Origin of the sequence: Haloplanus litoreus (assembly GCF_045690335.1) — an archaeon.
Classification (GTDB): Archaea; Halobacteriota; Halobacteria; order Halobacteriales; family Haloferacaceae; genus Haloplanus; species Haloplanus litoreus.
In genome coordinates, this window is sequence record NZ_CP147874.1 from 430,308 (window position 1) to 454,650 (window position 24,343).

General features: G+C 70.5%; 27 protein-coding genes, 1 tRNA gene and 1 pseudogene. 13 read left to right on the forward strand and 16 right to left on the reverse strand.

Translation table 11 applies throughout. From position 1 onward, the window contains the following. The first annotated feature begins 31 nt into the window (after positions 1-31). From V8686_RS02480 to V8686_RS02500, 5 genes are all read left to right on the forward strand, one after another. On the forward strand, positions 32-793 hold the full coding sequence (locus V8686_RS02480; protein ID WP_379702393.1) for a sulfite exporter TauE/SafE family protein: 762 nt from the start codon (positions 32-34) through the stop codon (positions 791-793). Then, positions 790-3,276 (forward strand): heavy metal translocating P-type ATPase, encoded by a 2,487-nt coding sequence (locus tag V8686_RS02485; RefSeq protein WP_379706436.1) that lies wholly within the window; start codon positions 790-792, stop codon positions 3,274-3,276. The genes V8686_RS02480 and V8686_RS02485 overlap by 4 nt, the downstream gene beginning before the upstream one ends. Positions 3,277-3,345: 69 nt before the next feature. Then, complete coding sequence (locus V8686_RS02490; RefSeq protein ID WP_379702394.1) at positions 3,346-3,549, forward strand: hypothetical protein; 204 nt, start codon at positions 3,346-3,348, stop codon at positions 3,547-3,549. Between the two features lie 130 nt (positions 3,550-3,679). Then, entirely contained in the window at positions 3,680-4,504 is an 825-nt protein-coding gene (locus tag V8686_RS02495; RefSeq protein ID WP_379702395.1) for an MBL fold metallo-hydrolase, read from the forward strand. Positions 4,505-4,541: 37 nt separating this feature from the next. Beyond that, positions 4,542-4,727 (forward strand): hypothetical protein, encoded by a 186-nt coding sequence (locus V8686_RS02500; protein WP_379702396.1) that lies wholly within the window; start codon positions 4,542-4,544, stop codon positions 4,725-4,727. On the opposite strand, the gene V8686_RS02505 is transcribed toward V8686_RS02500, so the two are convergent. After that, positions 4,720-5,733 carry a DUF5787 family protein gene (locus V8686_RS02505; RefSeq protein ID WP_379702397.1) on the reverse strand — a complete coding sequence of 338 codons (1,014 nt, stop codon included), beginning with the start codon at positions 5,731-5,733 and terminating at the stop codon, positions 4,720-4,722. The genes V8686_RS02500 and V8686_RS02505 overlap by 8 nt on opposite strands. A 7-nt stretch (positions 5,734-5,740) precedes the next feature. Beyond that, positions 5,741-6,019 (reverse strand): DUF5808 domain-containing protein, encoded by a 279-nt coding sequence (locus V8686_RS02510; RefSeq protein WP_379702398.1) that lies wholly within the window; start codon positions 6,017-6,019, stop codon positions 5,741-5,743. A 102-nt stretch (positions 6,020-6,121) separates the two neighbouring features. Between V8686_RS02510 and V8686_RS02515 the strand changes: the two genes are divergently transcribed. Genes V8686_RS02515 through V8686_RS02530 form a run of 4 tightly spaced genes read left to right on the forward strand, consistent with a single transcriptional unit; the run spans position 6,122 to position 12,379 of the window. Further along, the gene (locus V8686_RS02515) at positions 6,122-8,896 is read left to right on the forward strand and encodes a transglutaminase domain-containing protein (protein WP_379702399.1); all 2,775 of its coding nucleotides are present in this window, start codon (positions 6,122-6,124) and stop codon (positions 8,894-8,896) included. Further along, positions 8,893-9,570, forward strand: a complete 678-nt coding sequence (locus V8686_RS02520; RefSeq protein ID WP_379702400.1) for a DUF7269 family protein — start codon at positions 8,893-8,895, stop codon at positions 9,568-9,570. Before V8686_RS02515 ends, V8686_RS02520 begins: the two co-directional genes overlap by 4 nt. After that, the gene (locus V8686_RS02525; protein WP_379702401.1) at positions 9,567-10,862 is read left to right on the forward strand and encodes a DUF58 domain-containing protein; all 1,296 of its coding nucleotides are present in this window, start codon (positions 9,567-9,569) and stop codon (positions 10,860-10,862) included. Before V8686_RS02520 ends, V8686_RS02525 begins: the two co-directional genes overlap by 4 nt. Further along, complete coding sequence (locus tag V8686_RS02530; protein ID WP_379702402.1) at positions 10,862-12,379, forward strand: hypothetical protein; 1,518 nt, start codon at positions 10,862-10,864, stop codon at positions 12,377-12,379. Before V8686_RS02525 ends, V8686_RS02530 begins: the two co-directional genes overlap by 1 nt. On the opposite strand, the gene V8686_RS02535 is transcribed toward V8686_RS02530, so the two are convergent. Next, the gene (locus V8686_RS02535; protein ID WP_379706439.1) at positions 12,376-13,332 is read right to left on the reverse strand and encodes an AAA family ATPase; all 957 of its coding nucleotides are present in this window, start codon (positions 13,330-13,332) and stop codon (positions 12,376-12,378) included. The two genes, V8686_RS02530 and V8686_RS02535, sit on opposite strands and share 4 nt — an antisense overlap. 136 nt (positions 13,333-13,468) lie before the next feature. On the opposite strand from V8686_RS02535, the gene V8686_RS02540 reads away from it, so the two are divergent. Beyond that, complete coding sequence (locus V8686_RS02540; RefSeq protein WP_379702403.1) at positions 13,469-13,792, forward strand: hypothetical protein; 324 nt, start codon at positions 13,469-13,471, stop codon at positions 13,790-13,792. Here V8686_RS02540 and V8686_RS02545 read toward each other — a convergent pair whose 3' ends face one another. The 7 genes from V8686_RS02545 to V8686_RS02575 are packed head-to-tail and all read right to left on the reverse strand — an operon-like array spanning position 13,793 to position 18,744. Beyond that, positions 13,793-15,433 carry a bifunctional N(6)-L-threonylcarbamoyladenine synthase/serine/threonine protein kinase gene (locus tag V8686_RS02545; protein ID WP_379702404.1) on the reverse strand — a complete coding sequence of 547 codons (1,641 nt, stop codon included), beginning with the start codon at positions 15,431-15,433 and terminating at the stop codon, positions 13,793-13,795. An 11-nt stretch (positions 15,434-15,444) separates the two neighbouring features. Then, positions 15,445-15,771: a 30S ribosomal protein S24e gene (locus tag V8686_RS02550; RefSeq protein ID WP_379702405.1), complete on the reverse strand. Its 327-nt coding sequence runs from the start codon at positions 15,769-15,771 to the stop codon at positions 15,445-15,447. 41 nt (positions 15,772-15,812) lie between these two features. Then, entirely contained in the window at positions 15,813-16,355 is a 543-nt protein-coding gene (locus V8686_RS02555) for a GTP-dependent dephospho-CoA kinase family protein (protein WP_379702406.1), read from the reverse strand. A gap of 2 nt (positions 16,356-16,357) precedes the next feature. Further along, the gene (spt4, locus tag V8686_RS02560) at positions 16,358-16,555 is read right to left on the reverse strand and encodes a transcription elongation factor subunit Spt4 (protein WP_251341659.1); all 198 of its coding nucleotides are present in this window, start codon (positions 16,553-16,555) and stop codon (positions 16,358-16,360) included. Next, positions 16,555-17,127, reverse strand: a complete 573-nt coding sequence (locus V8686_RS02565) for a DNA-directed RNA polymerase (protein ID WP_379702407.1) — start codon at positions 17,125-17,127, stop codon at positions 16,555-16,557. Before V8686_RS02565 ends, spt4 begins: the two co-directional genes overlap by 1 nt. 1 nt (position 17,128) lies before the next feature. Continuing rightward, entirely contained in the window at positions 17,129-17,494 is a 366-nt protein-coding gene (locus tag V8686_RS02570; protein ID WP_379702408.1) for a DUF188 domain-containing protein, read from the reverse strand. 17 nt (positions 17,495-17,511) lie between these two features. Next, positions 17,512-18,744, reverse strand: coding sequence for a translation initiation factor IF-2 subunit gamma (locus tag V8686_RS02575; RefSeq protein ID WP_379702409.1), 1,233 nt, complete (start codon positions 18,742-18,744; stop codon positions 17,512-17,514). Positions 18,745-18,850: 106 nt separating this feature from the next. Between V8686_RS02575 and V8686_RS02580 the strand changes: the two genes are divergently transcribed. After that, a complete protein-coding gene (locus tag V8686_RS02580; RefSeq protein ID WP_379702410.1) occupies positions 18,851-19,474 on the forward strand; it encodes a non-canonical purine NTP pyrophosphatase in 624 nt (207 codons plus the stop codon). On the opposite strand, the gene V8686_RS02585 is transcribed toward V8686_RS02580, so the two are convergent. After that, positions 19,471-19,941 (reverse strand): DUF7384 family protein, encoded by a 471-nt coding sequence (locus V8686_RS02585; RefSeq protein WP_379702411.1) that lies wholly within the window; start codon positions 19,939-19,941, stop codon positions 19,471-19,473. The genes V8686_RS02580 and V8686_RS02585 overlap by 4 nt on opposite strands. Before the next feature lie 511 nt (positions 19,942-20,452). On the opposite strand from V8686_RS02585, the gene V8686_RS02590 reads away from it, so the two are divergent. Both V8686_RS02590 and V8686_RS02595 read left to right on the forward strand, forming a co-directional pair. Then, positions 20,453-21,100 carry an HAD family hydrolase gene (locus V8686_RS02590; protein WP_379702412.1) on the forward strand — a complete coding sequence of 216 codons (648 nt, stop codon included), beginning with the start codon at positions 20,453-20,455 and terminating at the stop codon, positions 21,098-21,100. 152 nt (positions 21,101-21,252) lie between these two features. Then, positions 21,253-21,597, forward strand: a pseudogene (locus tag V8686_RS02595) (BtrH N-terminal domain-containing protein); the annotation flags it as partial. Here V8686_RS02595 and V8686_RS02600 read toward each other — a convergent pair. From V8686_RS02600 to V8686_RS02620, 5 genes are all read right to left on the reverse strand, one after another. Continuing rightward, positions 21,592-21,882 carry a type II toxin-antitoxin system RelE family toxin gene (locus V8686_RS02600; protein WP_379702413.1) on the reverse strand — a complete coding sequence of 97 codons (291 nt, stop codon included), beginning with the start codon at positions 21,880-21,882 and terminating at the stop codon, positions 21,592-21,594. The pseudogene V8686_RS02595 and the gene V8686_RS02600 overlap by 6 nt on opposite strands. Next, on the reverse strand, positions 21,875-22,156 hold the full coding sequence (locus V8686_RS02605; protein ID WP_008307424.1) for a ribbon-helix-helix domain-containing protein: 282 nt from the start codon (positions 22,154-22,156) through the stop codon (positions 21,875-21,877). Before V8686_RS02605 ends, V8686_RS02600 begins: the two co-directional genes overlap by 8 nt. A 356-nt stretch (positions 22,157-22,512) precedes the next feature. Continuing rightward, positions 22,513-22,584, reverse strand: a tRNA-Thr gene (locus tag V8686_RS02610). A 43-nt stretch (positions 22,585-22,627) separates the two neighbouring features. Then, positions 22,628-23,284, reverse strand: coding sequence for a DUF7114 family protein (locus V8686_RS02615; RefSeq protein WP_379702414.1), 657 nt, complete (start codon positions 23,282-23,284; stop codon positions 22,628-22,630). Between the two features lie 139 nt (positions 23,285-23,423). Continuing rightward, a complete protein-coding gene (locus V8686_RS02620) occupies positions 23,424-24,281 on the reverse strand; it encodes an NAD+ synthase (protein WP_379702415.1) in 858 nt (285 codons plus the stop codon). Between the last annotated feature and the right edge of the window lie 62 nt (positions 24,282-24,343).

The following is a 24,343-nucleotide window of genomic DNA, read 5'->3' on the forward strand; positions in this document are numbered from 1 at the left end:
CCCACTCGCCGGGTCCGGCGCGGCTGGGGTCGTGGCTGCCGTAGAGGGTGACGTCTCCCTGCTCGTCTTCCTCGCCATTGGCGTTCTCGGCGGCGCTCACTGCCTCGGGATGTGTGGCCCACTCGTCACGCTGTACGCCGATCGGCTGGGCGCCGAGAGTGACCGCGTCCGACCCATCGACGTCCGCCAACACCTACTGTTCAACGCCGGTCGCACGCTCAGTTACGCGACCATCGGGGCGGTGATGGGGGCGCTCGGAGCGGTCCTCTTCGACGTCGCCGCCGTCGCAACCGTCGCCACCGACGTGCGCGGCGTCACGGGCATCCTCACCGGGGGATTCATCGTCTTCACCGGCGCGGGACACCTCCTTCGCGGCACCGTCGGTCACGGGGTCTCGATTCCCCTCGTCGGCGACGCCTTCTCGCGGGTGTACGGCGCCGTCACCGCCCGTGTCGACGCCTGGGTCGGGGGCCCACGGATCGTCGCGCTGGGCGCACTCCACGGCATCCTCCCCTGTCCCCTGCTCTACCCCGCCTTCCTCTACGCGTTCGCCGTCGGCTCGCCGGTCCGTGGGGCGGTGTCGCTCGCCGTCCTCGGGGTCGGAACCGTGCCGACGCTCCTGGCCTACGGTACCGTCTTCCAGTCGCTCGGGGCGGGGTCCCGAGTGGGGCTCCACCGCGTCCTCGGCGTCGCCTTCGTCGCCCTCGGCTACCTACCGCTGGCACACGGGCTGATGCTTCTGGGGATCCACCTCCCCCACCCGCCGATTCCCGTCTATCAGCCCCTCGGATAATGTCCTGTACGCTCTGTGACCTTCCGACACCCGATCCACCCGTCAGCGACGGAGCGGTCGAGGGGACGTTCTGCTGTCGGGGCTGTCTGGAGGTGGCCCGGCAGCTAGACGGGATGGACGACGAGCGGACGGCCGCCGACACCGACCCCGACGACGTGCGGGCGGCGCTGTCGAACGAGGCCGGGCCGGCAGTCGACGCCGACGCCGACGCCGAGACTGACACCGCCTTCGTCGCCGTCGACGGGATGCACTGTGCGACCTGCGAGGCGTTTCTGGAGGCGCGGGCCACCGACCACGAGGGCGTCGTCGCGGCGGAGGCGTCCTACCCGTCGAACCTGGTTCGACTCGTCTACGACGAGGACCGCCTCGGTACGGAGGACCTACCGCCGATTCTCGACGGCGCGGGCTACCGCGCCCGGGACGTCGACGAGGACGGCGAGGACGACACCACCGAGACCATCGGTCGTCTCATCATCGGCGGCTTCTTCGGCATGATGACGATGGCGTGGTACGTCCTCTTTCTCTACCCTCGCTACCTCGGCTTCGACCCGAATCTCCTCCTCTTCGACGTGACGGGGATCGCCGGCGAGTACCTCCTCTGGAACGTGTGGGTGATGACGAGTATCGTCCTCGGCTACACCGGCTACCCCATCCTCCGGGGAGCCTACGTCAGCCTTCGGGCGAGACGGCCGAACATGGACCTGCTGGTCGCGCTCGCGGCCGGCACGGCCTACGTCTACAGCACCGCGACGCTCCTCGTGGGCGGCACTGAGGTGTACTTCGATATCACGACGGTGGTCGTCCTCGTGGTCACGCTGGGTGGCTACTACGAGACGCGGCTGAAAGAGCGGGCGGCCGGGCAGTTGACCGAACTCACGGAGAGCCGCGTCGACGAGGCGCGACGCCGCACCGCCGAGGGCGAGGAGACGGTGAGCATCGACGCCCTCGACCCGGGCGACCACGTCGTCGTCGGCGCGGGCGACCGGGTCCCGGTCGACGGCCAGGTGCTCGAAGGGACCGCCGCAGTCGACGAGTCACTCGTCACCGGCGAGTCCGTACCGGTCCGCCGAAGCGAGGGCGAGGAAGTGATCGGCGGCGGCCTCGTGACCGAGGGCGGGATCGTGATCGAGGTGTCCGACGCGGCGACGAGCACGCTCGACCGTCTGGTGACCCACCTCTGGCACGTCCGGAGTTCGCGCTCCGGCGTCCAGCGACTCGCCGACCGCCTCGCGGCGGTGTTCGTGCCCGTCGTCGTCCTCCTCGCCGCCGCGGCGTTTCTCGTTCACCTCGCCCTCGGTGCGGCGCCGACCGACGCCTTCCTGACCGGGTTGGCGGTGCTGGTGGTGTCGTGTCCCTGTGCGCTGGGGTTGGCGACGCCGCTCGCCGTCGCCGCGGGCGTCCGCGAGGCCCTCGACCGGGGCGTCGTCATCGCCGAGGGCGACGTCTTCGAACGGGCGAGCGAGGCGGACGTAGTCGCCTTCGACAAGACGGGGACGCTGACGACGGGCGAGATGCGCCTCCACGACGCCGTCGGGGACGAAGCGGCACTCGCCCGCGCGGCCGCCGTCGAGACGTTCGCCGAACACCCGATGGGGCGGGCTATCGTCGAGGCGGTCGATCCGGTCGACGCGCCGGTCGAGGACTTCGAGCGCCACCCCGGCCGGGGCGTCAGCGGCGTCGTCGGCCGAGCGGGTGGGTCGGCGGGCGACGACGTCCGGGTGACCGTCGGCCGTGCCGACCTGTTTGCGGACGCGACGGTTCCCGAGGCCTACCGCGAGCGGTACGACCGCGCCGCGGAGGCCGGGCGCATCCCCGCGTTCGTCGGCTGGGACGACGAGGTACGGGCAGTTCTCGTCGCCGGCGACCACCCGCGTCCGGAGTGGTCGTCGGTCGTCACCGCCGTCGCGGAGACGGTCGACCGCGTGGTCGTCCTCACGGGCGACGGCGAGGCGGCGGCCGCGCGCTTCCGCGAGCATCCCGGCATCGACGACGTGTTCGCGGACGTGCCGCCCGAGGCGAAAGCGGAGGTCGTCGAGCGCCTTCGCGCCGACGGGACGACGGTGATGGTCGGCGACGGCAGCAACGACGCACCGGCGCTCGCAGCGGCCGATCTGGGCATCTCGCTGGAGAGCGGCACCCGACTCGCCGCCGACGCCGCCGACGCCGTCGTCACCACCGACGATCTGACGACCGTACCCGAGGTGTTCGACCTGACCGCGGCGACGAAACGTCGCCTCCGGCAGAATCTGGGCTGGGCGTTCCTCTACAACGCCGTCGCGGTGCCGGTGGCCCTACTCGGCGCGCTGAATCCCCTCGTCGCCGCCGTCGCGATGGGAGCGAGCAGTCTGCTGGTCGTCGCGAACTCCGCCCGCGGTTTCGGCGTGGGCGGGACGGACGCCGACCCGGTCGCCGACGTCGACGCAGCGGGCGGCACGGACCCGAATCCACCGGCGGTATCGGTGACGACCGACGGCGGGTCGTAGTCGGTCACTCAAACGCGCACTTGTGTTTTGCACAGCCTTTTGCGCCCCCGCGTAGACGTACGAAGCACGATGCCCTCCGCCCGTCCCGTCCACGCTCGGTCGGTCGCCGCCCGCGCCGGGAGCGCCGTCCGCGCCGCGGCGTTCTGGGCCGCCGTTGCGCTCCCGTTCTCCGCCATCGCCCTCCTCGCGTTCGACCGCAACCTGTCGCTCGTCGCCGCCGTCCTCGCGGTGAACGCCGCGGCGCTGATCGTCGGTCACGGCTACCGCGACTGATGCCGGCGGCTGTAACTGTTTCGAGAGAGTCACACACTGGAGTGGCGACTCCCCAATCGGCTTACAGCCGGCAGTACGACCGGGGGTCTCCCCGTCAGTATAAGGCCACCGACCGGTAACGTGCGGTCGAATGCGGGTGACGCTACTCGGAACCGGCGACACGACCGGCACCCCGACCGTCGGCTGTGACTGTGCCACCTGCGAGCGGGCGCGAGAACTGGACGTCGAGCGCTCGCGCTTTTCGGTCCACGTCCGGAACGACCGGACCGGCGAGTCGCTCCTGATCGACTGCAGTCCCGACTTCCGCCACCAGTTTCTCACCCAGGAGGTCCCGCTCCCGGACGCCGCTCTGGTGACGCACATCCACTTCGACCACCTCGACGGCCTCGGCAACGCCTATCGCCTGTTCGACGACCTGCCCGTCCACGCGACGAACGTCGTCGATCCGGCCACCGACGAGAGCGTCGCCGGCACGATTCGCCGGAAGTACGACTATCTCGACCGGGTGAGCGTCGCGGCGCACACACCCCACGAGCCGTTTCGGGTCTGCGGGCTCGACGTGCGCTTCGTCCCCGTCGACCACCCCCCGCTCCTGTGTTACGGCGTCGTACTCGAGGACCCCGAGACGGGCGCGAAATGCTCTCTCACAGGCGATACGAGCTTCGGGATTCCGGACGATTCGCGGGCGGCACTGGCCGATCCGGACCTCCTCCTTGCCGACGCTATCGTCCCCGCGTCCTCCTGCGAACACCACCCGCAGGGCGGGAAACACCGGAACGACGCCGGCGTCCCACGCACTTTCGGGTCGAAACACATGACTCGCGAGGGGGCGCTGGATCTGGCGGCCGAACTGGACGCCGACCGGACGAGGTTGGTCCATCTCGCCCACTACTACCCCGCCGGAGAGGCCTTCGCCGAACCGCTGGCCGTCGACGGGGAGACCTACGACCTGTAGCGCAACCTATAACGAGCCGCCGGCCGCAGTCGGAGCCATGACCGTCGTCTCGACGCTCGGCCGCGGCGCCGCCAGCGGCCTCGCGGGAGCGCTCGTCTGGATCGGCGTCTCGCTGCTCTTTTTCGGCGCTCCCGACCCGCGTCGGGCGGCCGCCGCGGGCCTCGCCCTCGGCGTCGGCGTCGTCGTTGCCGGTCTCGCGGGGCGTCGCCGACGCCTCAAGTGAACCGGTCGAGACCCGTCTGCCGGCGGGTGACCCCATCGGGGTCCGCGACCCAGGGTGTCCGCGCGTCGCGCAACTCCTCGTGGTCCACGGCCGGCGAATCGGCGGCTTCGAAGGCCGGGCACGACTCGCCGCAGTCGTACCGTGGGTCGACGACGCGGTCGAACGCGGCACAGTAGGGCCGGCCGTCGGCGGTCGGGCACATCGACGCACAGCCCGGGTAGTCGCGGGGGCGCCATCCCTTTCCGTATGCGCGTTCGGCGATAGCGCGACGCTTACTGGCCTTCTCCTCCGGGGAGACGACAGCCACGTCCGTCCGGAGCGGGTGGTCGGCGAGGGGTTCGACACCGGACGACGTCGGATCGAGCGGCGTCGGCTCCCGGATCACCGTGAGGTCGCCGAACCCGGCCGCCGGCCGGTCGCCCGAGGCGCGTGGCTCCTCGCCTTCGCCCTCATCACCCACGAATCGCCAGACTCCGACGGACTCGGGGATGCGGTTCAGGTGTGCGCGGGTGACGTAGCTCTCGGTGACGAGGACGACGGCGTCGAAGAGGCCGAGGGCGGCGTCGCGGCGCAACTGGCGTTGCAGGTCACCGGGCCGGCCGAGGTCGGGTTTGTTCTCGATGCCGATCAGACGACCGATCCAGTCGGGATACCGGGTCGTCCCCCGGACGTGGCGGCGGCTTCCGCGTCGTTCGACCTCGAAAAAGCCCACCTCGACCGCCCTGTCGGCCGCGCGGCGGGCGACGCCGGGCGCACAGTCGAAGGCCGCGACCGGATCCACCGCCCGGCCGGGGCCGACGTCGCTCTCGACCGCTCGGGGTGGGATGGTCTCGCTCGTGATGGCCGCACGGCGGTCGAACTCGGGGCCGGGAGCCACCGCGCAGACGTCGACGATGCGGGCGCCGGGGTCGGCGACGGAGGCGCCGAGTTGGCGGCCGAGTACCCACTCGCGGGTTTCCTCGAGGTAGGCACACAGCGCCAGTTCGAACGCGTACTCCGAGTCCACGCCCCGCTCAGTCGTCGACGACGACTTCGACGGGGTCGTCGTCGTTCTCGTCGGTGTCGGGGCGCAGACCGCCGTCGTTCTCCTGCCAGAGGAGGACGCCGGCGACGAGGACGACGAGCCAGGAGCGCCAGTTCGCCAGGTTCAGCGTGTAGCCGATGCCGAAGGGCTTCTCCACGACCATCCCTTCGCCGGGCTTCCAGTGGGCGGAGAGCAGGCGCCCGAGGCTCGGGCGTTCGAAGTTGTACGGGATACCGAGAATCGAACCGGACTGCGGTTTGTCGACCATGGGAGAGGGATACGGCTCCCCGGGATAAATCGTTTCGGCTCGACGGTGGGGCGGGAACAGGGTTATTGTCCGTCGCCGCGGACCGTTCATCCAGAATCGGTCATGAGCGACTCCGGGGGCGGATCGGCGGCCGGCTCCGCGCCGTCGAGTGGACCCGATGTCGACGGCGACGGCGACGGCGTCGAGTACGGCGAGCTAGCGGTCACGCTCGCGGCCGTCCTCGCCCTCGTCGTCGCCGCCGCGCTCCTCCCCGCGGCCGGCCTCGGCGGCCCCGACTCGCCCGACGGCGGCTCGGAGCGGGACGGTACCGCGACGCCCGGGGAGGCGGCCACCGGGACCACGGTAGCCACGCCGGGCGGCGGATCGAGCGGCGAACGGTCGTCCCCCGGCTCCCTCGGCGGCGGCTCACCGAGTGGCGTCGGCCTCTCGAACCCGCCGGAGCGGACGCGGATCGGCTCGACGCAGCCCTCGGGGGCGCCGCTCGCACAGACGCCCCAGTTCGTCGTTGAGGGACCGCGGAACACCTACTGGCGACAGACCGCCTACGGCCGGTACACCGGGTCGGCGTGGGAGCGGTCGCCGCGGTGGCAGTCGATGGGCGAGGGCGTCCCGAACGGCGACCTGACCGCGGCCGGCGAGCGGATGGCGTACGACGTCACCCTGCTCGTCCCCTCGTCGTCGCTCCCGACGGCGTGGCAACCGGAGCGGGTACAGGTGCCGAACCGGAGCGTCGGCGTCGAAGCGTCCACCCTCGGCGGCGTCCGCGCTACCGAGTCGCTACCGGCGGAGACCACCTACCGTGCGCGGAGTGCGGCACCGCCCCGGTCGCCGGGGACGTTGCGGGCCGCGGGACTCGACTACCCGGCCGAACTCGAACGGCACTACACGCAGGTGCCCGAGGCGACGCCCCGTCGCGTCGAGCGGTTCTCGACCGGGTTGACGGCCGACGCGGAGACACCCTACGACGCGGCGGTGATCGTCAGGGACTGGCTCCGGCAGAAACCCTACTCGCTGAACGCCAGCCACGAACCCGGCGAACCGATCGCCGACCAGTTCATCTTCGAGATGGAGTCGGGCTACTGCCAGTATTACGCCACCTCGATGGTCGTCATGCTGCGGACGCAGGGAATTCCGGCACGGTACGTCGTCGGCTACGCTCCCGGCGAACGGGTGGGCGAGAACCGGTATCTCGTCACCGCCGACCGGGGGCACGCGTGGGTCGAGGTGTACTTCCCGGGGACCGGGTGGGTTCGATTCGACCCCACGGGATCCGGCGATCTGCCCGTCAAGAACCCCCAGCCACCGTACGACCTCTCGCTCAACCGATCGGCCGTCGCCGGCGCCCGCGTCGCCGTCAGCGTCGAGAAGAACGGGACGCCGGTGGTGGGCGCGCCGGTGGCCATCAACGACGAACGCGTGGGCTGGACGGACGCGAGAGGGCGGGTGCGGACCACGCTCCCTTACGCCGCCGAGTTCACGGTCACGGCGCACCCGCCCGACGCGGTGACGAAGTACGACGACGACGACGACGGACCGAGCGCTGCCCGGGCGACGGGTGGGTCGGTCCCAGTCGACGCCGTCCGTCGCCCCGACGCGCCCGACCGGCTGGCTGCGGCACGGCCCGCGACTGGCCCGCTCCAGCGGGAGGCGGGGACGGACACGAACGGCTCCTCGCGGACCTACCGGAGCGACACGAACGTGACGCTGTCGGTACGGGGACGGCCCGTCGCTGGCGGCGGACTCACCGTCGTCGCGGCGATTCGGGACGTGCCGTTCAGGGGAGCGACGGTGACTCTCGACGGCGAACGGATCGGGGAAACGGGCGAGAACGGGACCGCCGGCGTCTCGCTCTCGGGCGTGGCGCCGGGGACCCACACGCTCCGCGTGCGCCGCGACGACCTCGGTACGACGACGCCCCTCCGCGTGCGCGCCCCGAACGGGAGCGACCCGACCGACCGGACCGAACCAAAGCCCATCACCGTCGCGGTGGACGCACCGCTCGGCCTCCCCCTCCCGGGTGGGCCGGCGACGGTGACGGCGACGCGCAACGGGTCGCCCGTAGCGGCCGCGACAGTGCGCGTCGACGGCGCCGCCGGGGGGCAGACGGACGCGAACGGGACGCTCGGGGTGACCCTTCCGGTGGCGGGGTCGGCGACGATCACCGCCCGAGGACCGTCGGGGACGACCGCCCGAACGGCCGTCCGGGGACTGTATCGCAACGCCGTGCTCCTCGGCGGCGCCGCCCTCGCCGTCCTCGTCGCCCTCGGGTGGCGGCTCCGACGCCGGGGTATCACGGCGCGGGGGAGCGCCCGGTGGCTGGGGGCGACGCTCTCGACGCTGTCCGCCCGCGCGGTGGCGGTGTGTCTCCGCACCGCCGAACTACTCGCGGACGCCGGCCGGGTGCTCCGTCGCGGCCTGCGGTGGCTGGCGGGGGTGCCGGCGCGGGTGGCGGCCCAGGGACTGGCCGCCGTGACCGCACTCGATCCGCGGCGCCTCCTCCGACGACTGTGGCGGTGGCTGGCCGGCCTGTTAGCGCGGCGACGGTCCGACGCGAGCGACGGGGGCGGCGAGTCGGCACCCGCCGGACGAGTGGGTGGAAGCGAGGCCGACTGCGCGTCCGGCGCGTCGCCGACGCTCCGGGAGTTCTGGCGGGAGTTCGTCGCGCTCGTCGCCCCGCCGGCGGCGACCACCCGGACGCCCGGCGAGATCGCGCGCTACGCCGTCGAACGGGGGTTGCCCGCGGACGCGGTAGAGACCCTTACCGAGGCGTATCGGGACGCCGAATACGGCCGTCTCGCGCCCGACGAGGGTCGTCTGGCGCGTGTCCGCGAGGCGGTCGACCGGCTCCGTGCCGCGGCGCGGGGTGAGGAGTCGTGAACCGCCGCCGGCGACGACGTCTCGCGGTCGGACTCGCCCTCGCCGGCGTGGGCTTCGCCGCGAGTTACGGCTACGCGCCCGAACTCGTTCCCGCGTCGATCCGACGGGGAGTGGGGACGGTGACCGAACGACTCGAGCCGGGTCTGGCCCTCCTGATCGTCGGCGCCGTCACCGGCGTCCTCGGCCTGCTCTACGCGTGGGTCAACCGGCGGGACGACGCCGCACCGTTGCCGGCTCACGAGGACGACGGCCTGGGCCGGCACCCCGCCGTCGCGGGACAGGACCTCACGGCCCACTACGAACGGACCGTCGCGGGCGAGGACTCCGGGACGGGGACTACCCCCCTCCGTGACCGCCTCCGGGACGTCGTGATCGGGACGTACCGCCACGAGCGGGGGGGCGACGGGGCGGCGGCGGTGGTGGACGAGGGGACGTGGACCGACGACCGGTACGCGGCCGCCTTCCTCTCGACGACGGCCGCAGTTGATTACCCCTGGTACCACCGCCTGTACGCCTGGCTCTATCCGGAGCGGGCGTACGAGCGCCGGGTGACGCGCGCGCTCCGCGCCGTCGAGCGGACGTGTGGCGAGCGCGTGACTGGCTACGAACCGCCGGCCCGGCCGACCGACGGGTGGTGGCGTCGGCTCCGGGCGGCGGTGGAGGGGTCGTCGTGACCCGGCGCATCCACCGGTACCGAGGGCTCGTCGGGGCGACGGTCGGGCTGGTGGCCGCCGGCGTGGCGGCGGGGAGGCCGACGCTGTTGCTCGCGGCGCTCGTCCCCCTCGCCTTCGTCGTCCAGGGGGCAGTGTCGTCGCTTTCGTCCCTGGACGGCCGAGTGCGGGTCGAACGCGAGATACGTCCGGAGACGCCGCTCCCGGGGCAACCGGTCGAGGTGACGCTCCGGGTGACGAACGTCGGCGAGTCGGTGATGCCGGATCTTCGGGTACTGGACGGCGTGCCGCGGGAACTCGAGGTGAGCGGGGGCGACGCCCGGGCGGGGGACGCCCTCCGGAGCGGCGAGACGCTGACCGCGACGTACACGCTGACCGCGAACCGCGGCAGCTACGCGTTCCGCCCCGTGACGCTCCGAGCCGGTGCCGTGAGTGGAACGGTCGTCACCGAAACGGCCGTCGAAGCCGACGGGGCGACGGAGTTCGACTGCCGGGTCACCGTCGAGGATATGCCCCTCCGCCGGCGGACCTCGACGTTCACCGGGTCGCTGTCGACGGACACCGGCGGTGTCGGCGTCGAGTTCCACGCCACCCGCGACTACCGGCGGGGCGATCCGGTCAACCGAATCAACTGGCGACGCTACGCGAAGACGGGTGAACTCTCGACGGTCGAGTACCGCGAACAGCGGGCCGCCCGGGTGGCAGTACTGATCGACGGCCGCGACCCGGCCCACGTCGCCGCGGGGACGTCCCTACCCACGGGAGCGACGCTATCGGCGTACGCTGCCACGCTCGCGGTCGGCGTCCTCCGAGACGACGGCCACCACGTCGGCGTCGGTGCGCTGGGGCCGGAACACCCGATCACCGGGGGCCGTCCCGCGTGGGTCCCGCCGGACGTCGAGGGGTTTCCGGCTCAGGCCGCCGCCGTCTGCAACGCGGCCGCGACGGGACCGGACGACGCGGTGCCCGCGGACGCGGTGCTAGCCGACGGCGGGGACGCCGCGCTGGACCGGCTCCTCGGTCACCTCCCCGAGACGGCGCAGGTGCTCCTCTGTACGCCGGCCGTCGACGACGCGATGCCCGCGGCGGTGGAGTCGATCCGCGCCCGCGGTCACGAGACGACCGTCCTCGCGCCGGACGTGACGGGTGGATCGGTCGGCGGGCGAGTCGTCGCCCTCGAACGCAGCGTTCGGCTCGACCGGATGCGACGGCTCGGGGCGACGGTCGTCGACTGGAATCGCGACGAACGGCTGCCGCTCGCCCTGGCCCGGACGCTCCGGGCGGAGGTGCGGTGATGGCGTCGGTCGACGAAGGACCGACCCTCGGTGCCGGCGCCTCCCGACCCGCGAGCCTCGTGGCCGGCCTCGGCGTCGGGGGTGGTCTGGCGCTGGTGGCCGTCGCCGAGGGAACCGTCGCCGGCGTGGGCGTGACCGCCGCCGCGGGCGCGGGGCTGGGACTCGCCGTCCTCGGCAACACCCGCGACGGCCCGGCCTGGACGGCCGCCGTGTCCGTGCTGTCGCCGGTCGTCGCGCTCGCGGGCGTCGCCGGCGTCGTCCTCCTCGCGGACCACCGGGGCGCCGCGACGCTCGCACGGCCACTCGCGCTCCTCCCGGCACTCGCGCTCGCGCTCGGCACGGGGCTGGCGGCGTTCGGTGCGACGGGGACGCTCGGCGACGGTATCGGCGAGGGCGCCGTCTCGCGGACCTGGCGCACCGCGTCGGCGACGGCGGCGGTAGTCGGTGTGGCGTTCGGCGCCCTCGCAGTCACCCGGTTCGACGCGCTCGACTCGCTCCCGGTCCCGCCGGTGGAGTTCGGGGCGCCGCTCGACCCATTCCTGGCGCCGACGGCGCCGACCGTCGGCCTAGCGTCGTTCGCGACGCTCGTCGTCGCCGCGGCCCTCGCCGGGCGCGCGGCGCTGTCGGCGCTTCCCGTCGTGGAACTGACCCACCGGCGGCGCCGCGAGGCGGTTCGAGCGGCGGTGGCGCGGGTCGACGCTACCCTGCTCGCGACGGTTAAATACGGCGTGTTAGTCGCGTTCGTGAGCGTGCTGACCGTCGTCCCGCCGGTTCGAGAGGCGCTGCCGGTCGTCGCCCTCGCGGGGCTGGTCGCGTCCTCGGCGCTCAGGGGGGCGCTCCTCGCCCTCGCCGCCGTCGCCGGCGGCGTCGCCCTCGCCGGACGCCTCCTGCAGGCCGCCGCGGGCGAGACGGCCGCGACACTGGGGCACGTGCTCCCGCTGACGGCCGGTGGGGTGGGCGTCGTCGTCGCCGCCGTCGGCGGCGGAGGGGTCGTCCGCGCGCTCGTAGCCGGGCTTCCGCCGACGGTCCGATCGGTCGCCACGAGCCTGCTGGACGCGCTGTCGCCGACGGGACTCGCCCTCGGCGTGACGCTGGTCGCGCTCACCGCGCTGACGACGCTCCTGACCGTCCTCGTCGTCGCGGGCGGCGTCGGCCTGCTGCCGACACGGGGGAGTAGCGGGACGCTGGCGGGGACGGGCCTGGGTGCGGCCGCGGTGTTGCTCGGCGTCGACGGTGCGTCGTCGCTCGTCGTCTTCACGCTCGTCGGTCTCGCCGTCGTCGCGTGGGACGTGAGCGATCAGGGCGTCGGCGCCCGCGCGGATCTGGGTCCCCGCTCGGCCGCACGAATCGAGACGGTCCACGCCGTCGCGAGCGTCGGCGTCGCTGCGCTCGGCGTCGCCGCCGCGTGGGCAGTGGCGGGACTGGTCGGTGCCATCGCACATCCCGGCGGCGCCCTCGTGGGCGCTGTCGTCGCCGTCGCGGGGTCGGTGATCCTGCTTGGCCTCCTGCGTGGCTAGTCCGCCGTCGCCGCCGGTACCTCGACGCCGTCGAGGACGGCGTCGACGACGGTGCGGGGATCGGTGTCACGGATGGCCGCTTCGGCGGTCAACATCAGTCGGTGTGTCACCACTGCGGGCGCGACGTCCTTCACGTCGTCCGGGGCGACGTAGGAGCGCCCGGCGACCACCGCCCGGGCGCGGGCAGCCTCGAAGAACCGCTGGATGCCCCGCGGCGAGACGCCCACCTCGACCCGGGAGTCCTTGCGGGTCGCGCGTGCCAGGTCGACGAGGTACGCTCGCACCTCGCCGCTGACCCGCACCCGTTCGGGCACCTGTCGGAGCGTGGTCACCCGGTCGACATCGACGGCGGCATCCACGCGGGGTTTCGTCGTCGTACGGTTACTCCGGCGGTCGAGGAGTTCGAGTTCGCCCGCCCGGTCGGGGTAGCCCATCGACGCCTTGACGATGAAGCGGTCGCGCTGTGCCTCGGGCAGGGAGAACGTACCGTCCTGTTCGACCGGGTTCTGTGTGGCGATGACGAAGAAGGGTTCCGGGAGCGGGTAGGTGTCGCCGTCGACGGACACCTGCCCCTCGTCCATCGCCTCCAGCAGTGCCGACTGAGTCTTCGGCGGGGCGCGGTTGATTTCGTCCGCGAGGACGACGTTCGCGAAGACGGGGCCGCGCTGGAATCGAAACTCCCCCTCGTGTTCGTCGTAGACGTTGGTGCCCGTGATGTCGCTCGGCAGGAGGTCGGGTGTGAACTGGATGCGGTTGAAGTCCAGTCCGAGGGCGTCGGCGAGGGCGATGGCCGTCAGGGTCTTCCCGGTTCCCGGGACGTCCTCGACGAGGACGTGCCCCCGGGCGAGCATCCCGGTCAACACCGTCTCGAGGAACCGCCGGTCGGCGACGACGGCCTCGCCGACCCGGTCGACGATATCGCTACAGACCGCCGCCGCCTCACCGATGTCCATCTCGGTCACACCTGTCGGCGACGGGGCGTTCGCACAAAGCTCTGACGCCGATCCGTGTACTTCCGAATCGTTCACAATCGTCCGTTTTGTACGCTCTAGCGCCAGGATTATCCCCCTCGGGCACCAAGATGTGCCAATGGAATTCCCCGCACTTTCCCCCTCACGGTCCCCGGCCGACGACGAGGACACCGACCGCAAGGCGACGCTTTTCTGTCCCGACTGTGGCCACGCGAGTCCCCTCGACGGCGACTGGGAGGTCCGCACGGTTGCCAGCCACCGACGCGTTCGCTGTCCCGACTGCCGGCACGTCGTCGACGAGCGCCGGGCCGCGGATCGACGGTCGGTCCACGCCGACTCGCTCGACGCCGCCGTCGACCGCTGTGCCGGCGTCTGGAACCGCTACTGGTCGGCGTGGGCGACGTTGTTCACCGGCGGCAGGTCGGCCGAACCCGACTGCTGATCACCGGTACCGCCCGCGTCCCTCGACGTCCCGGAGTCGCGAGAGGACGGCCTCGTCTCCTGCCGCCGCGTAGCCGGCCTCGAACGCCGAGAGCGCCGCTTCGGCGGCCGTCTCCGTCGCCGTCCCGCGGACGCTCCCCTCGAAGACGTGACAGTCCATCGCGTGGTCCTCGACGTGGCCGCTGTGGTAGCCGAGGCCGAAGTCGATCAGGTAGATCCGGTCCTCGTCGACGCGGACGTTTCGCACGGTCGGATCGCCGTGGACGATGCCGGCCCCGTGGAGCGTCGCGAGATGCTCGCCCACCACCCGGGCGCGGTCGGGCGTGAGGGCGGCCGCGAGGTCACGGTCACCGACGTGGGCGAACGTGAGCGTCGCCTCGGCCACGTCGACGTCGCGGACGACTGGCGTCGGGACGCCCTGCCGCCGCGCGTCGCTCGTCAGGCGGGCCTCCGCCACCGTCCGCTCCCGGCGGAGTCGCTCGTCGAGGGCGGGGTGGCGGTACGCCTTCGGCAGGCGACGCTTGATCACGCGGTCGGACTCTCCCGGCCGCGTCCGACGCTCAGCCGAACGAGGCGCCGCGCTCTCGACCGTCACGACGGCCTCGGCGCCCTGACGCTCGGCGGCCTCGACGGGGTCGATAGCGACGGACTCGTCGCTCCGCCAGGTCACGTCCACCTCGTCGGGGCGGAAGTTCGGGTCGACCGCCGAGTCCTCGATGGCGAGTTCGTCGCCGGCGGCGTACATCTTCGCGCCGAGGACGGCGATCATCCCGGCGTTGTCGCGGAGATATCGCGGCTCTGGGGCGTGGAACGCGGCGCCGCGGTCGGCACACATCGTCGACAGCATCTCGCGCAAGCGCTCGTTCTGGCCGACGCCGCCGCCGAGGACGAGCTCGTCGGACCCCGTCAGCGACAGGGCCCGTTCTGCCACCTCGGTCAGCATGGCGAAGATGGTCTCCTGGAGGGAGAAACAGACGTCCTCGACCGGCGTGCCCTCGTCGTAGGCGTCCTTGGCGGCGCTCATGAGTCCCGAGAAGGAGAAGTCCATCCCCTTGACGACGTAGGGCAGGTCGACGTACTCGCCGCCCTCGGCCGCCGCCTCCACCTTCGGTCCACCGGGATGTGACCAACCGACGTGCCGGGTGAACTTGTCGATGGCGTTGCCGACGCCGGTGTCCATCGTCTCGCCGAGGACACGATAGCGGCCGTCGTGGTAGCCCAGCAGGTGGGCGTTGGCGCCACTGGCGTTCAGACAGACGGGCGAGTCGAAGCCGGAGCCGTGGCGCCCGATCTCCAAGTGGGCAACCATGTGGTTGACACCGATCAGGGGCACGTCGAGCGTTCCCGCGAGGGCGCGGGCCGCGGTGCCGACGATGCGGAGGCAGGGGCCGAGTCCCGGCCCGCGGGAGAAGGCGACGGCGTCGATGGGGCCGTCGGCGGCGTCGAGGGCCGTCTCGACGACGGTGGGGATGGCCTCGCCCATGTGTTCGGCGGCCTCGCGCGGGTGAATGCCGCCGCTCTCGGGTTGGTAGGCGTCAGTTTCGACGAACGGCGGATCGGAATCGAGGGGCGCGTCCGGATCGAACCGGTAGACTGCGGCGCTGGCCGCCCACGCCGTCCCCTCGATACCGAGAATGCGCATCGGTGGCGCGCTCAGGCTTCTTCGGCTTCCGCGTCCGCGTCCTCGGCGTCCTCGCCGTCGGGGCTGATCTTGTTCCGGTCGAGCATGTGGTCCTGCTCCACGTCGCGGGCGTGGTCCGGACTCTGGTACACCTTGGCGTAGCCGATAGTCTTGCGCATCCCGAACTTCGTGTCGAGTTTGTGGACGACGACTTCGGCGGAGTCCTTGTTGAGTTTGGCCGCGAGACTGTCTCGAACGGAGAGACGGGACGGGGTGGCGTCCTCGTGGGTGATCTGGAAACGCACGTCCGTACGGTGCAACATCGGGTTCTCGTCTTCCTCGATGATATCGATATCCATCGTTCAGTTACCCATACGTGGTCTCGAACCGGACAAAAGGATTACGAAGCGCCCGAATCGCCCTCAGCGAGTATCTCGAGGGCGGCGTCGGTGTCGCCGGTCATGCGAGAGAGGAGGTCACGGGCGACCGCCCGCGACTCGTCGGTGACGGGTACGAGCACCATCCCCTCGCCGGGCTGACCGTAGACGACCGCCCCGCCGAGCGGTGCCGCGAGGATGGCCGGCAGCGTCGCCAGATCCTCCTCGCCGTCGACGCCGACGACGGTCGGCCCGTCGTCGAGGGCGTCCACGAGTGCCTCCAGCAGGTCCCGAGAGAGCGTCGCTGGGGGGTTCACCACCTCGACGTCCGGGTCCGGAAGGACCCGCGCCACGTCGTCGGCGACGCGTTCGCGCTCGGTTCGACCGTCGATCACCGCCACGTCCGGCCGGTAGCCGGTGTCGAGGAGGTGGGCGGTGACCACGTCGCCCACGGCGATCAGCGGGGGGCCGGCGCCGTCGGCGGCGAGGAGCGCGTCGGCATCGGTGAACACCGGGCCCAGCGGCTCCTTGAACGCTCCCCGCAAGTCGTCGGGGAGTTCGAGCACGGTCAGCGGACCTTCAGCGCGTAGCCGCCGGGTTCGGAGACGTTCATCTCCTCGGCCACCTCGGAGCGCTCGGGGTGGGTGATGATGACGTAGCCCGCCCAGTCCTCCGTGAGACTCGACGACCCACAGTTCGCACAGGTCTGCGTGTCGGGGTCGTTGATGAAGTGACACTCACGGCAGGCGAGGCGGTCCTCGGCCATCAGTTACCCTCCATCTGCGCCTCTCGTTTCTGTCGTTCCTCTTCGAGCCAGCCGTGTTTGCCCAGCCCCGGCTGTTTCGCCGTCAACCCGATCTTGCTGTCTCGCGGGTTGCGCTCGTCGACGCTCTTGGTGACGATGCGCACCCGGACCTCGTCGCCGACGCCGAGGGTGCGGTTCGTCTCCGTCGAGGCGAGTTGCTGATTCTCGCCGTCGTAGGCGAGGTATTCGTCGGAGATCTGTGAGACGTGGAGCAGGCCGTCGACGGGACCGATCCCGACGAAGGCGCCGAACTCCACGACTTCGACGACGGTACCGTCGACGACCTCCTGCATCTGTGGGTCGAAGGTGATGGCATCGAAATCGGCCTCGTAGTAGACGCCGGGGCGGTTGGGCAACACCGCACCGTCGCCGATGTCGTGAACTTCGATGATGCTCACGACGCTCCCCACCTCCTCGTCCATCCGGCCTTCGAGTTTGTCCTGGAGCAGGCGCTTCACCCGCTCGGGCGTCACGTCGGCGAGGTGCCGCGGAGGCACCTCGACCGTGTCCTTGAGTCGTACCCGTTTGTACATGCTAAGGTTGTGTTATGTTCAGTGTGTTCCGACCCCTTAAACCGATTACCCGAACACCACGTTCGAGCAGCCGGTCCTTGAGGGGGCCGTCGTTCGTCACGACGTACTCGCACTCGCCACGTTCGGCGAGTTCGACGAGTGCGTCGTCTGCGTACGATGCGTCCGTCTCCACCACGCGACAGCGCTCCGCCAGATCACGACCGACGCTGGCGGCGGTTGCCTCCTCTCCCGCACCCGTCGACAGGCTCTCCAGTTCCGCGACCACTGCGGCCGGCGTGACGAACTCTGCGTCGCCGAGGAGGCGGTCGAGTTCGTCGAACACGCGCACGTCGCATTCGACCGGCATCATGAGCGCACTGGTGTCCATTGCGACGGGTGGTCCTGTCACTTGAGCGTGCCGATGCCGATGAGCCGCCAGCGCGCCCCGACGCGGCGATTGATAGCGATTTTCGACCCCGACTCCGCACAGACGGGGCGTTTCAGCGATACCTCACACTCGCCGGAACGCGCGCTGGTTACCGCACCGACGGTCGTCGCGGTTCCGACGGTGAGCATCAGCGGTTCGCCCGTCGAGATCTCCTCGATCTCGTCGCCGTCTTCGCCGACGACGCGATCCAGCAGTTCGACGTCCATCTCGAAGGCCTCGTGAGTCGGCGGGAGCGTCCCCGGTTCGCCCGCGACCTGTCCCGCGAGCGCGTCGCCTTTCGTCAGCGACGGATCGAGACCGGTGCCGACGCCGAGGAGGCCGCCGGGGCTGGCCACGTCGACCGACTGGCTGCCCGCCTGCAGCGAGCGCACCTCGGTCGTGATGGGTCGCCACTCGGATTGCCCCTCCTCCTCGACCTCGCGGCCGGGGCGGAGTTCGATCTCCTCGCCCGCTTCGAGCGTCCCGTCGACGAGGCTGCCGCCGACGACGCCGCCCTTGAGATCCTCCCAGGTCGTCCCCGGCCGGTTGATGTCGAAGCTCCGGGCGACGAACATCCGCGCGGCGTCGCCCTCGTCGCGGTCCGGCGTGGGGATCTCTCGCTCGATTGCGTCGATGAGGAGATCCATGTTGACCCCCTGCTGGGCGCTGATCGGGACGATGGGGGCGTCCTCGGCGACGGTTCCCTCGACGAACTCCTCGATCTGTTCGTGGTTCCGGACGGCCTGCTCGCGGTCGACGAGGTCGATCTTGTTCTGGGCGATGACGATGTTCTCGACGCCGATGATGTCGAGTGCCATCAGGTGCTCCTCGGTCTGGGCCTGCGGGACCTGTTCGGTCGCGCTCACGACCAGCACCGCCCCGTCCATGAGTGCGGCCCCCGAGAGCATCGTCGCCATCAGCGTCTCGTGACCGGGTGCGTCGACGAACGAGACCGTCCGCAGCGCCTCGCTCTCCGAGCCGTCGGGACAGGTCTCGTCGACGGTGAACCCCTCCGGTTCGTCGACACCGGGACACTTGCGGAACGTCGCGTCCGCGTACCCGAGTCTGATGGAGATTCCGCGTTTCATCTCCTCGGAGTGCTGGTCCGTCCACGACCCACTGAGAGCCTGTACCAACGTCGTCTTGCCGTGATCGACGTGGCCTACGAGACCGATGTTCACCTCCGGTTGCTGGTGTGTTTCCGTCGCCATTGAGAGTAATCTTGGAGGAATTTCGCTCCCTGCCGGTGATAAAGTTGCTGTTCTCCGGCGGAGAGTGGACCGACGCTCATTTGACCCGACCGACCCCACGGCCGATATGCTCAACTACGTCACGACCAACCCCGGGAAGGTCCGGGAGGTCCGTGAGTATCTCGACGACGGCGCCGTCGCCCAGCTAGACTTCGACTACACCGAGATTCAGGCACCCACCCTCGAACCCATCGCCGCCCGCGGCGCCCGCGAGGCGTTCCGCCACGCCGGCGAACCCGTCCTCGTCGACGACGCCGGCCTGTTCATCGACGCCTTGGACGGCTTCCCCGGTCCCTACACCGCCTACGCCGAGGAGAAACTCGGCATCGAGCGCGTGAGCGCCCTCGCCCGCGAAGCGACGGACCCCGCCCGCGCCGCCTTCCGCTGTGTCCTCGCCTACTGCGACGGCGACCCCTTCGACGCCAGTCCCGACCCCATCGACCGCGGGGACCGCGCGGCGGCCGCGGCGGCCGACGAGGACGCCGACGGCGACGATCTGCCGGTCAAACTGTTCACTGGGTCCGTGCGCGGGCGCCTCGTCGACCCCCGTGGCGACGAGGGCTTCGGCTACGACCCCGTGTTCGAACACGAGGGAACCACCTTCGCGGAGATGGGACCGGCGAAGAAAAACGCCGTCTCCCACCGCGGCCGCGCCCTCGAGAAGTTCGCGGAGTGGTACCCGACCCGCTAGGCCCGCGGGTCCCGATCCGGACCGGGATACTCCCCGCCGACGGCCTCGCGATAGAGGCTCTCGGCGTCGAACAGCGCCGCGAACGCCCGGGGGTGCCTGACGCTCGTCTCGACGCGCCCGCGAACGGCCGCCCCCGCCGACGCCGACAGGAGCGACTCGTCGAGGGTCAGCAGATGCATGGCGCCGCCGCGGTAGGCGGCCGCGAGCGCCGGGTGATCCTCCGCGGGGTGGGCGACGAGTTCGCAGTCGTCCTCGATCCGTACGCGCCAGTCCCGCGCCAGCGACGCGTCGGCGAGGCCGGCGATCACCGCCTCGGCGTCGTCGAGGAGGTGGTCGCTCGCGACGAGCGTCGTCCACGAGTGTTCGCGGACGTGATCGAGCGCCGCCCGCGACGAGTCGCCGACGAGCAGATCCGCAGCGAGGACGTCCGCGTCGGCAGCCACCCGCGTCGGCGCGGGATCACTCATCGTCGTCCGTGCGGTGGCGGCGGAGCGCGTCGACGACGTCCGCCTCGGTCGTCTCGTAGCGGTCGGCCCGTTCGAAGAGGTCGTCCCAGGTCACGCCGAAGCCTCCGTCGCGGCGAGGAAAAGCCTTCCTCCGGATCGCTCATCGCCCGACCCGACGGCCAATGTCTGACGTATATTTAAGTCAAGGGATGGCAACTGTTGGACTGGGCGCGCACTACCGGCTTCAGTTCCCATCCTCCCCACCCGCGCGCCCGGCACACCCCACTGGCACCTCGGTGCTCGGCGCCGTTCCCCCACGGCGCCGTCTTCGGCCGCGCCTTCCGGAGCGGAAGCCCGTACACGCTCACGGGGCCGGGCATCGGGTCCAGGGTGACCGTGGGTCAGGTGTTCGGACGCGGCGCCGCCGATCCGAGTCGGTCCAACAGTCTCCGAGCGGAGCACACACCGGACGCCACCAACCGTCAGGAAACAAATGTTAGCTACTTGAATGTAGAGGCCGAACGGATCGGGCATGACGCTCGTTGCCTTCGACTTCGACGGGACGCTCACTGGCTCGGATCTCACGGTCCTCCTGGGGCGGGAGTACGGCGTGGCGACCGAGATGCAGGGGCTAGCGGAACGGAGCCGCCGCGGCGAGGTCGACTTCGCCGACACGCTCCGGGGCCGGGCTCGCCTCCTGGAGGGGATGCCGGAGGCGCGAGTCGACGCCGCGTTCGCACGGTGCAAGCTTCACCACGGAGCCGCCGACATGATCGCCGACCTGCGGCGCTCCGGCGTGCAGGTCGCCATCGTCACCGGGACGTTCGATCGGGGCGTCGAGGCGGCGCTCGATCGGGCCGGCGTGGCGGTCGATCACGTGGTCGCGAATCGACTCGTGCTGGCACGCGGGGCCGTGACCGGAGAGGTGGAGGGGCCGCTGCTCGATACGGGGAAGGACGGAGCCCTCGAGGAACTCGCCCTGACCGAGGGCATCGCTCTGGGGAAGACCATCGCGGTCGGTGACGGGGCGATGGACCTACCGATGCTGCAGGTCGCCGGAACTGCGATCGGCTACGATCCGGAACCGATCGTCGAGGACCACTGCGACGTCGTGGTGACGTCGATCCGGAGCCTCCGGCTGTACTTCGAACAGCACGGAATCGTGGAGACGGAGGGGTGAGCAGCCGGTCGGTACGCCGTCGGCAGGTCCAGCGCCTCGCGCGCTCGCCCACGCCGATGCCGACGGCTCCCCGACGATCACGTCCGTCGGCTTCGCCACGGATGAAGAATTGACAGCAGAAATTGATTGGCTTCCCAATGTGTGTACTGGCTATGGAACTCGTCGAACGGTACGACCACCGATCCGGCGTCCACTGTGGAGCGACTGCGCTCCAGAACGTCACGGCGTACTACGGTTTGAACTACAGCGAGGCGGCGTGTTTCGGCATCGGCGGCGGTCCCGCGTTCGTCCTCTACGAGGATCCCGAGGCGCCATGGGTCCGGTTTCGGGCCAGTCCGACCTGGTTGGAACAGGCCTTCTTCGAGCGACTCGGCATCTCGAACCTGTTTCGACGGGGCGAAAACTTCGAGACGGCCTGGGCGGAGGTGACCGCGCGGGTGGACGGGAACGACCCGGTGATTCTGTTTCTCGATCCGGCGTCGCTCGGATATCTACACGAGGCCCCTCCCCACCTCCCCCCGCACGTCGCCGTGTTGATCGGCTACGACGACGAGCCGCCCGTCGTCCTGTCGGAAGGTCACGGAGAGCCGGAACTCCCCGACGCGTATCTTCTTGTACGGACTGTTCTGGAGCGGCTCACCGTAGTCCGGCGGATCGCGCCACGGCGAGGAGACGATTTCATCGAGTTTGTCGAGTATCCGGTCTTGTTCGGTAGGGGACAGTCCGTCGAGGTCGTCTTCGGCGGTCGAGGAGAGTTCCCACGTCCACCCGTCGTCACTCATCGCTCGTGCCGAACCGCTCGCGGGCTTCCTCGGCGCTCGTCGTTCGTCCCTCGCGGATGTCTTCCTCGGCTTCGAGGAGCGCAACGAGTTCGTCGCGGTCGAACGTCGGGAACTCGACGGCGTCCCGAAGCGTGTACCGGATGAATTCGCTCCGACTGTTGAACCCGCGCCCCTGCCACGTATCGTCTATCTGTTCGAGGAACGACTCGGTGAGTTTGAAATTCACCGTGGCGATGTCGTCCCCACCGTCGTCATTCGTAGCTGCTTCAGACATATAGACGTAATACGCCAGTCTTACCAATAGTCGTTTCGGCGGAACCTCACTCGTCACGTACTCGTCGTGGATAGCCGCATCGAGGGCGTTCTATCACATTCCTGACTAAGCCTCATTCGTCTCTCTGTGAGCGTGGATTAGCGAAATCCGGGGTGTCGCTTGAGGGGGACGCGCCCCCGGTCGATTTCGGGACTATCCCGCCGCTGTCTGTGAATTAGTTTGTGTGTCCTGACAGTTTGACGAATCGCATTACGACGAGGGATGCCCTGTTTAGCGAGAGAAGCGAATCTTGAACGAGTTTCGTTCAGGCGAGTGGAGTCGGAAAAGTGTGCGCACAAGGAGTGTACGGAGGAAAGAGCCTAGGCCGGGATTTGAACCCGGGGTCTCGTCCTTACCAAGGACGCGCTTTACCGCTAAGCTACCCAGGCACGCGTACATCGCTTGGCCGGAACCATCTTTAGGCGTTTCGATTTACGGGTCGGCGGGCGGGGCGGCATCGCCGCCGGCGAGAGCGAGCACGCGGTCGGCAGTCGTCTCCGGGAGCGCCGCCTCGGGCGGGGGCAGGTCGCCGTCGAACTCGCGGGCGAGGTCCGCGGCGTACTCCAGCAGGTCGTCCCCAGGGTCGATGCCCACGGCGGTCGTTCCCGCCGCGACGGAGAGCGCGAACACGTCGGCTTCGAGGTTGCGATCCAGCGCGGCCCGGTCGGCACCGGCGTCGCGACGGCGGGTCTGGTCCCGACCGAACGCGCGAACCACCTCGACGGCGCGTTCGGCCGTCTCGGTCCGGGCGAGCAGGTAGAAGCCCCTGGAGACGAGTACGTCCGCCGCGAGAATGTTCAGGTCGGCCTGACGGGCCGCCTCGTCGTCGCCGTCGGTCCAGGGTTCGGTGTGGGTGAGCGTGCGGGTGAGCCGCAGCCCCTCGTAGATGAGCTGGACGCCGGCACCGCGTTCGGCGACGTGGTCGAGGTCAACCGTCGGGTCGAGGGCGTGCGCACTCACCAGCGCCAGCACGCTGGGAGCCATCGAGGCGTCCGTGAGACGGTCACGGAGCACCTGGCCGAGCCGTTCGGGCTCGATGTCGGCGAGCGCGTCACGGGCGGCACGCCGGGCCCGTACGGCGTTGTCCATCGCTGCACAGTTGCGGGGCGAGAGGCAAAGACCTTTGGAAACGCCCGGCCGCGTGCGGGGGTCGTCCGGTGAGCGGCCCGCGTCGTCGTCCGGACGGCACCGGTACCTCCGCCACGACGGCGGGCCTCACACGCCGCGACTACAGGTAGAGCGGGTCCGGCGACGGTGGCATCGACCGCTTGTGGGCGCTCATCTCGTAGAGGTCGACCACGCGGTCGACCTGTTCGGCGGTCACGTCGAGGGCACGGACCGTCGCGGACCGGGAGAGCGGCCCGTCGACGTGGAGCGCGAGGATGGCGTCGAGCGTGTCGTAGCCAAGCCCCATCTCTTCCTCGTCGGTCTGTCCGAGCCACATCTCCGCCGAGGGCGTCTTGGTCACCAGGTCGTCGTCCACGCCGATGTGAGCGGCGAGTTGGCGCACCTGCTGTTTGTACAGGTTCCCGATGGGATGGCAGTCGACCGCGCCGTCGCCGTATTTCGTGAAGTAGCCAGTGAGAGCCTCGCTGCGGTTGCCCGTCCCGAGGACGAGGCGATTCTCGGCGTTGGCGACGAAGTAATCGAGGACGGCGCGGATCCGCACTCGAACGTTGCCGGCGGCGGTACGGAGCGGGTCGGTCTCGACCCGTTGCTCGGTCGCCTCGTCGGGGAACGCCTCGACGAACGCGTCGTAGATGGGACCGATGTCGATCACGTCGTACTCGATGCCGAGGTCGCGGGCGACGCGTTCGGCGTCGCTCATGTTGTCGGCGGCGTTCACCTCACTGGGCATCACGAGTCCGTGGACTCGATCGGCCCCCAGCGCCTCGACTGCGAGGTTGGCGGTCAGCGTGCTGTCGATACCGCCGGAGAGACCGAGTACCGCCCCGTCCGCGCCGGCGCGGTCGACCATCCGATCGACGAACGACACGAGATGGTCACGGGTCGCCGCCAGTTCCGCCTCCGAGAGTCGGAGGTCGAGCGGGGCCGATTCTGCCAGAATGACGGATTCGTCGCTCATCGCCCCGAGATACGGATCCGAGTTTGAAATAGTCTCTCGTCCGGGCAAACCGATGGACACGC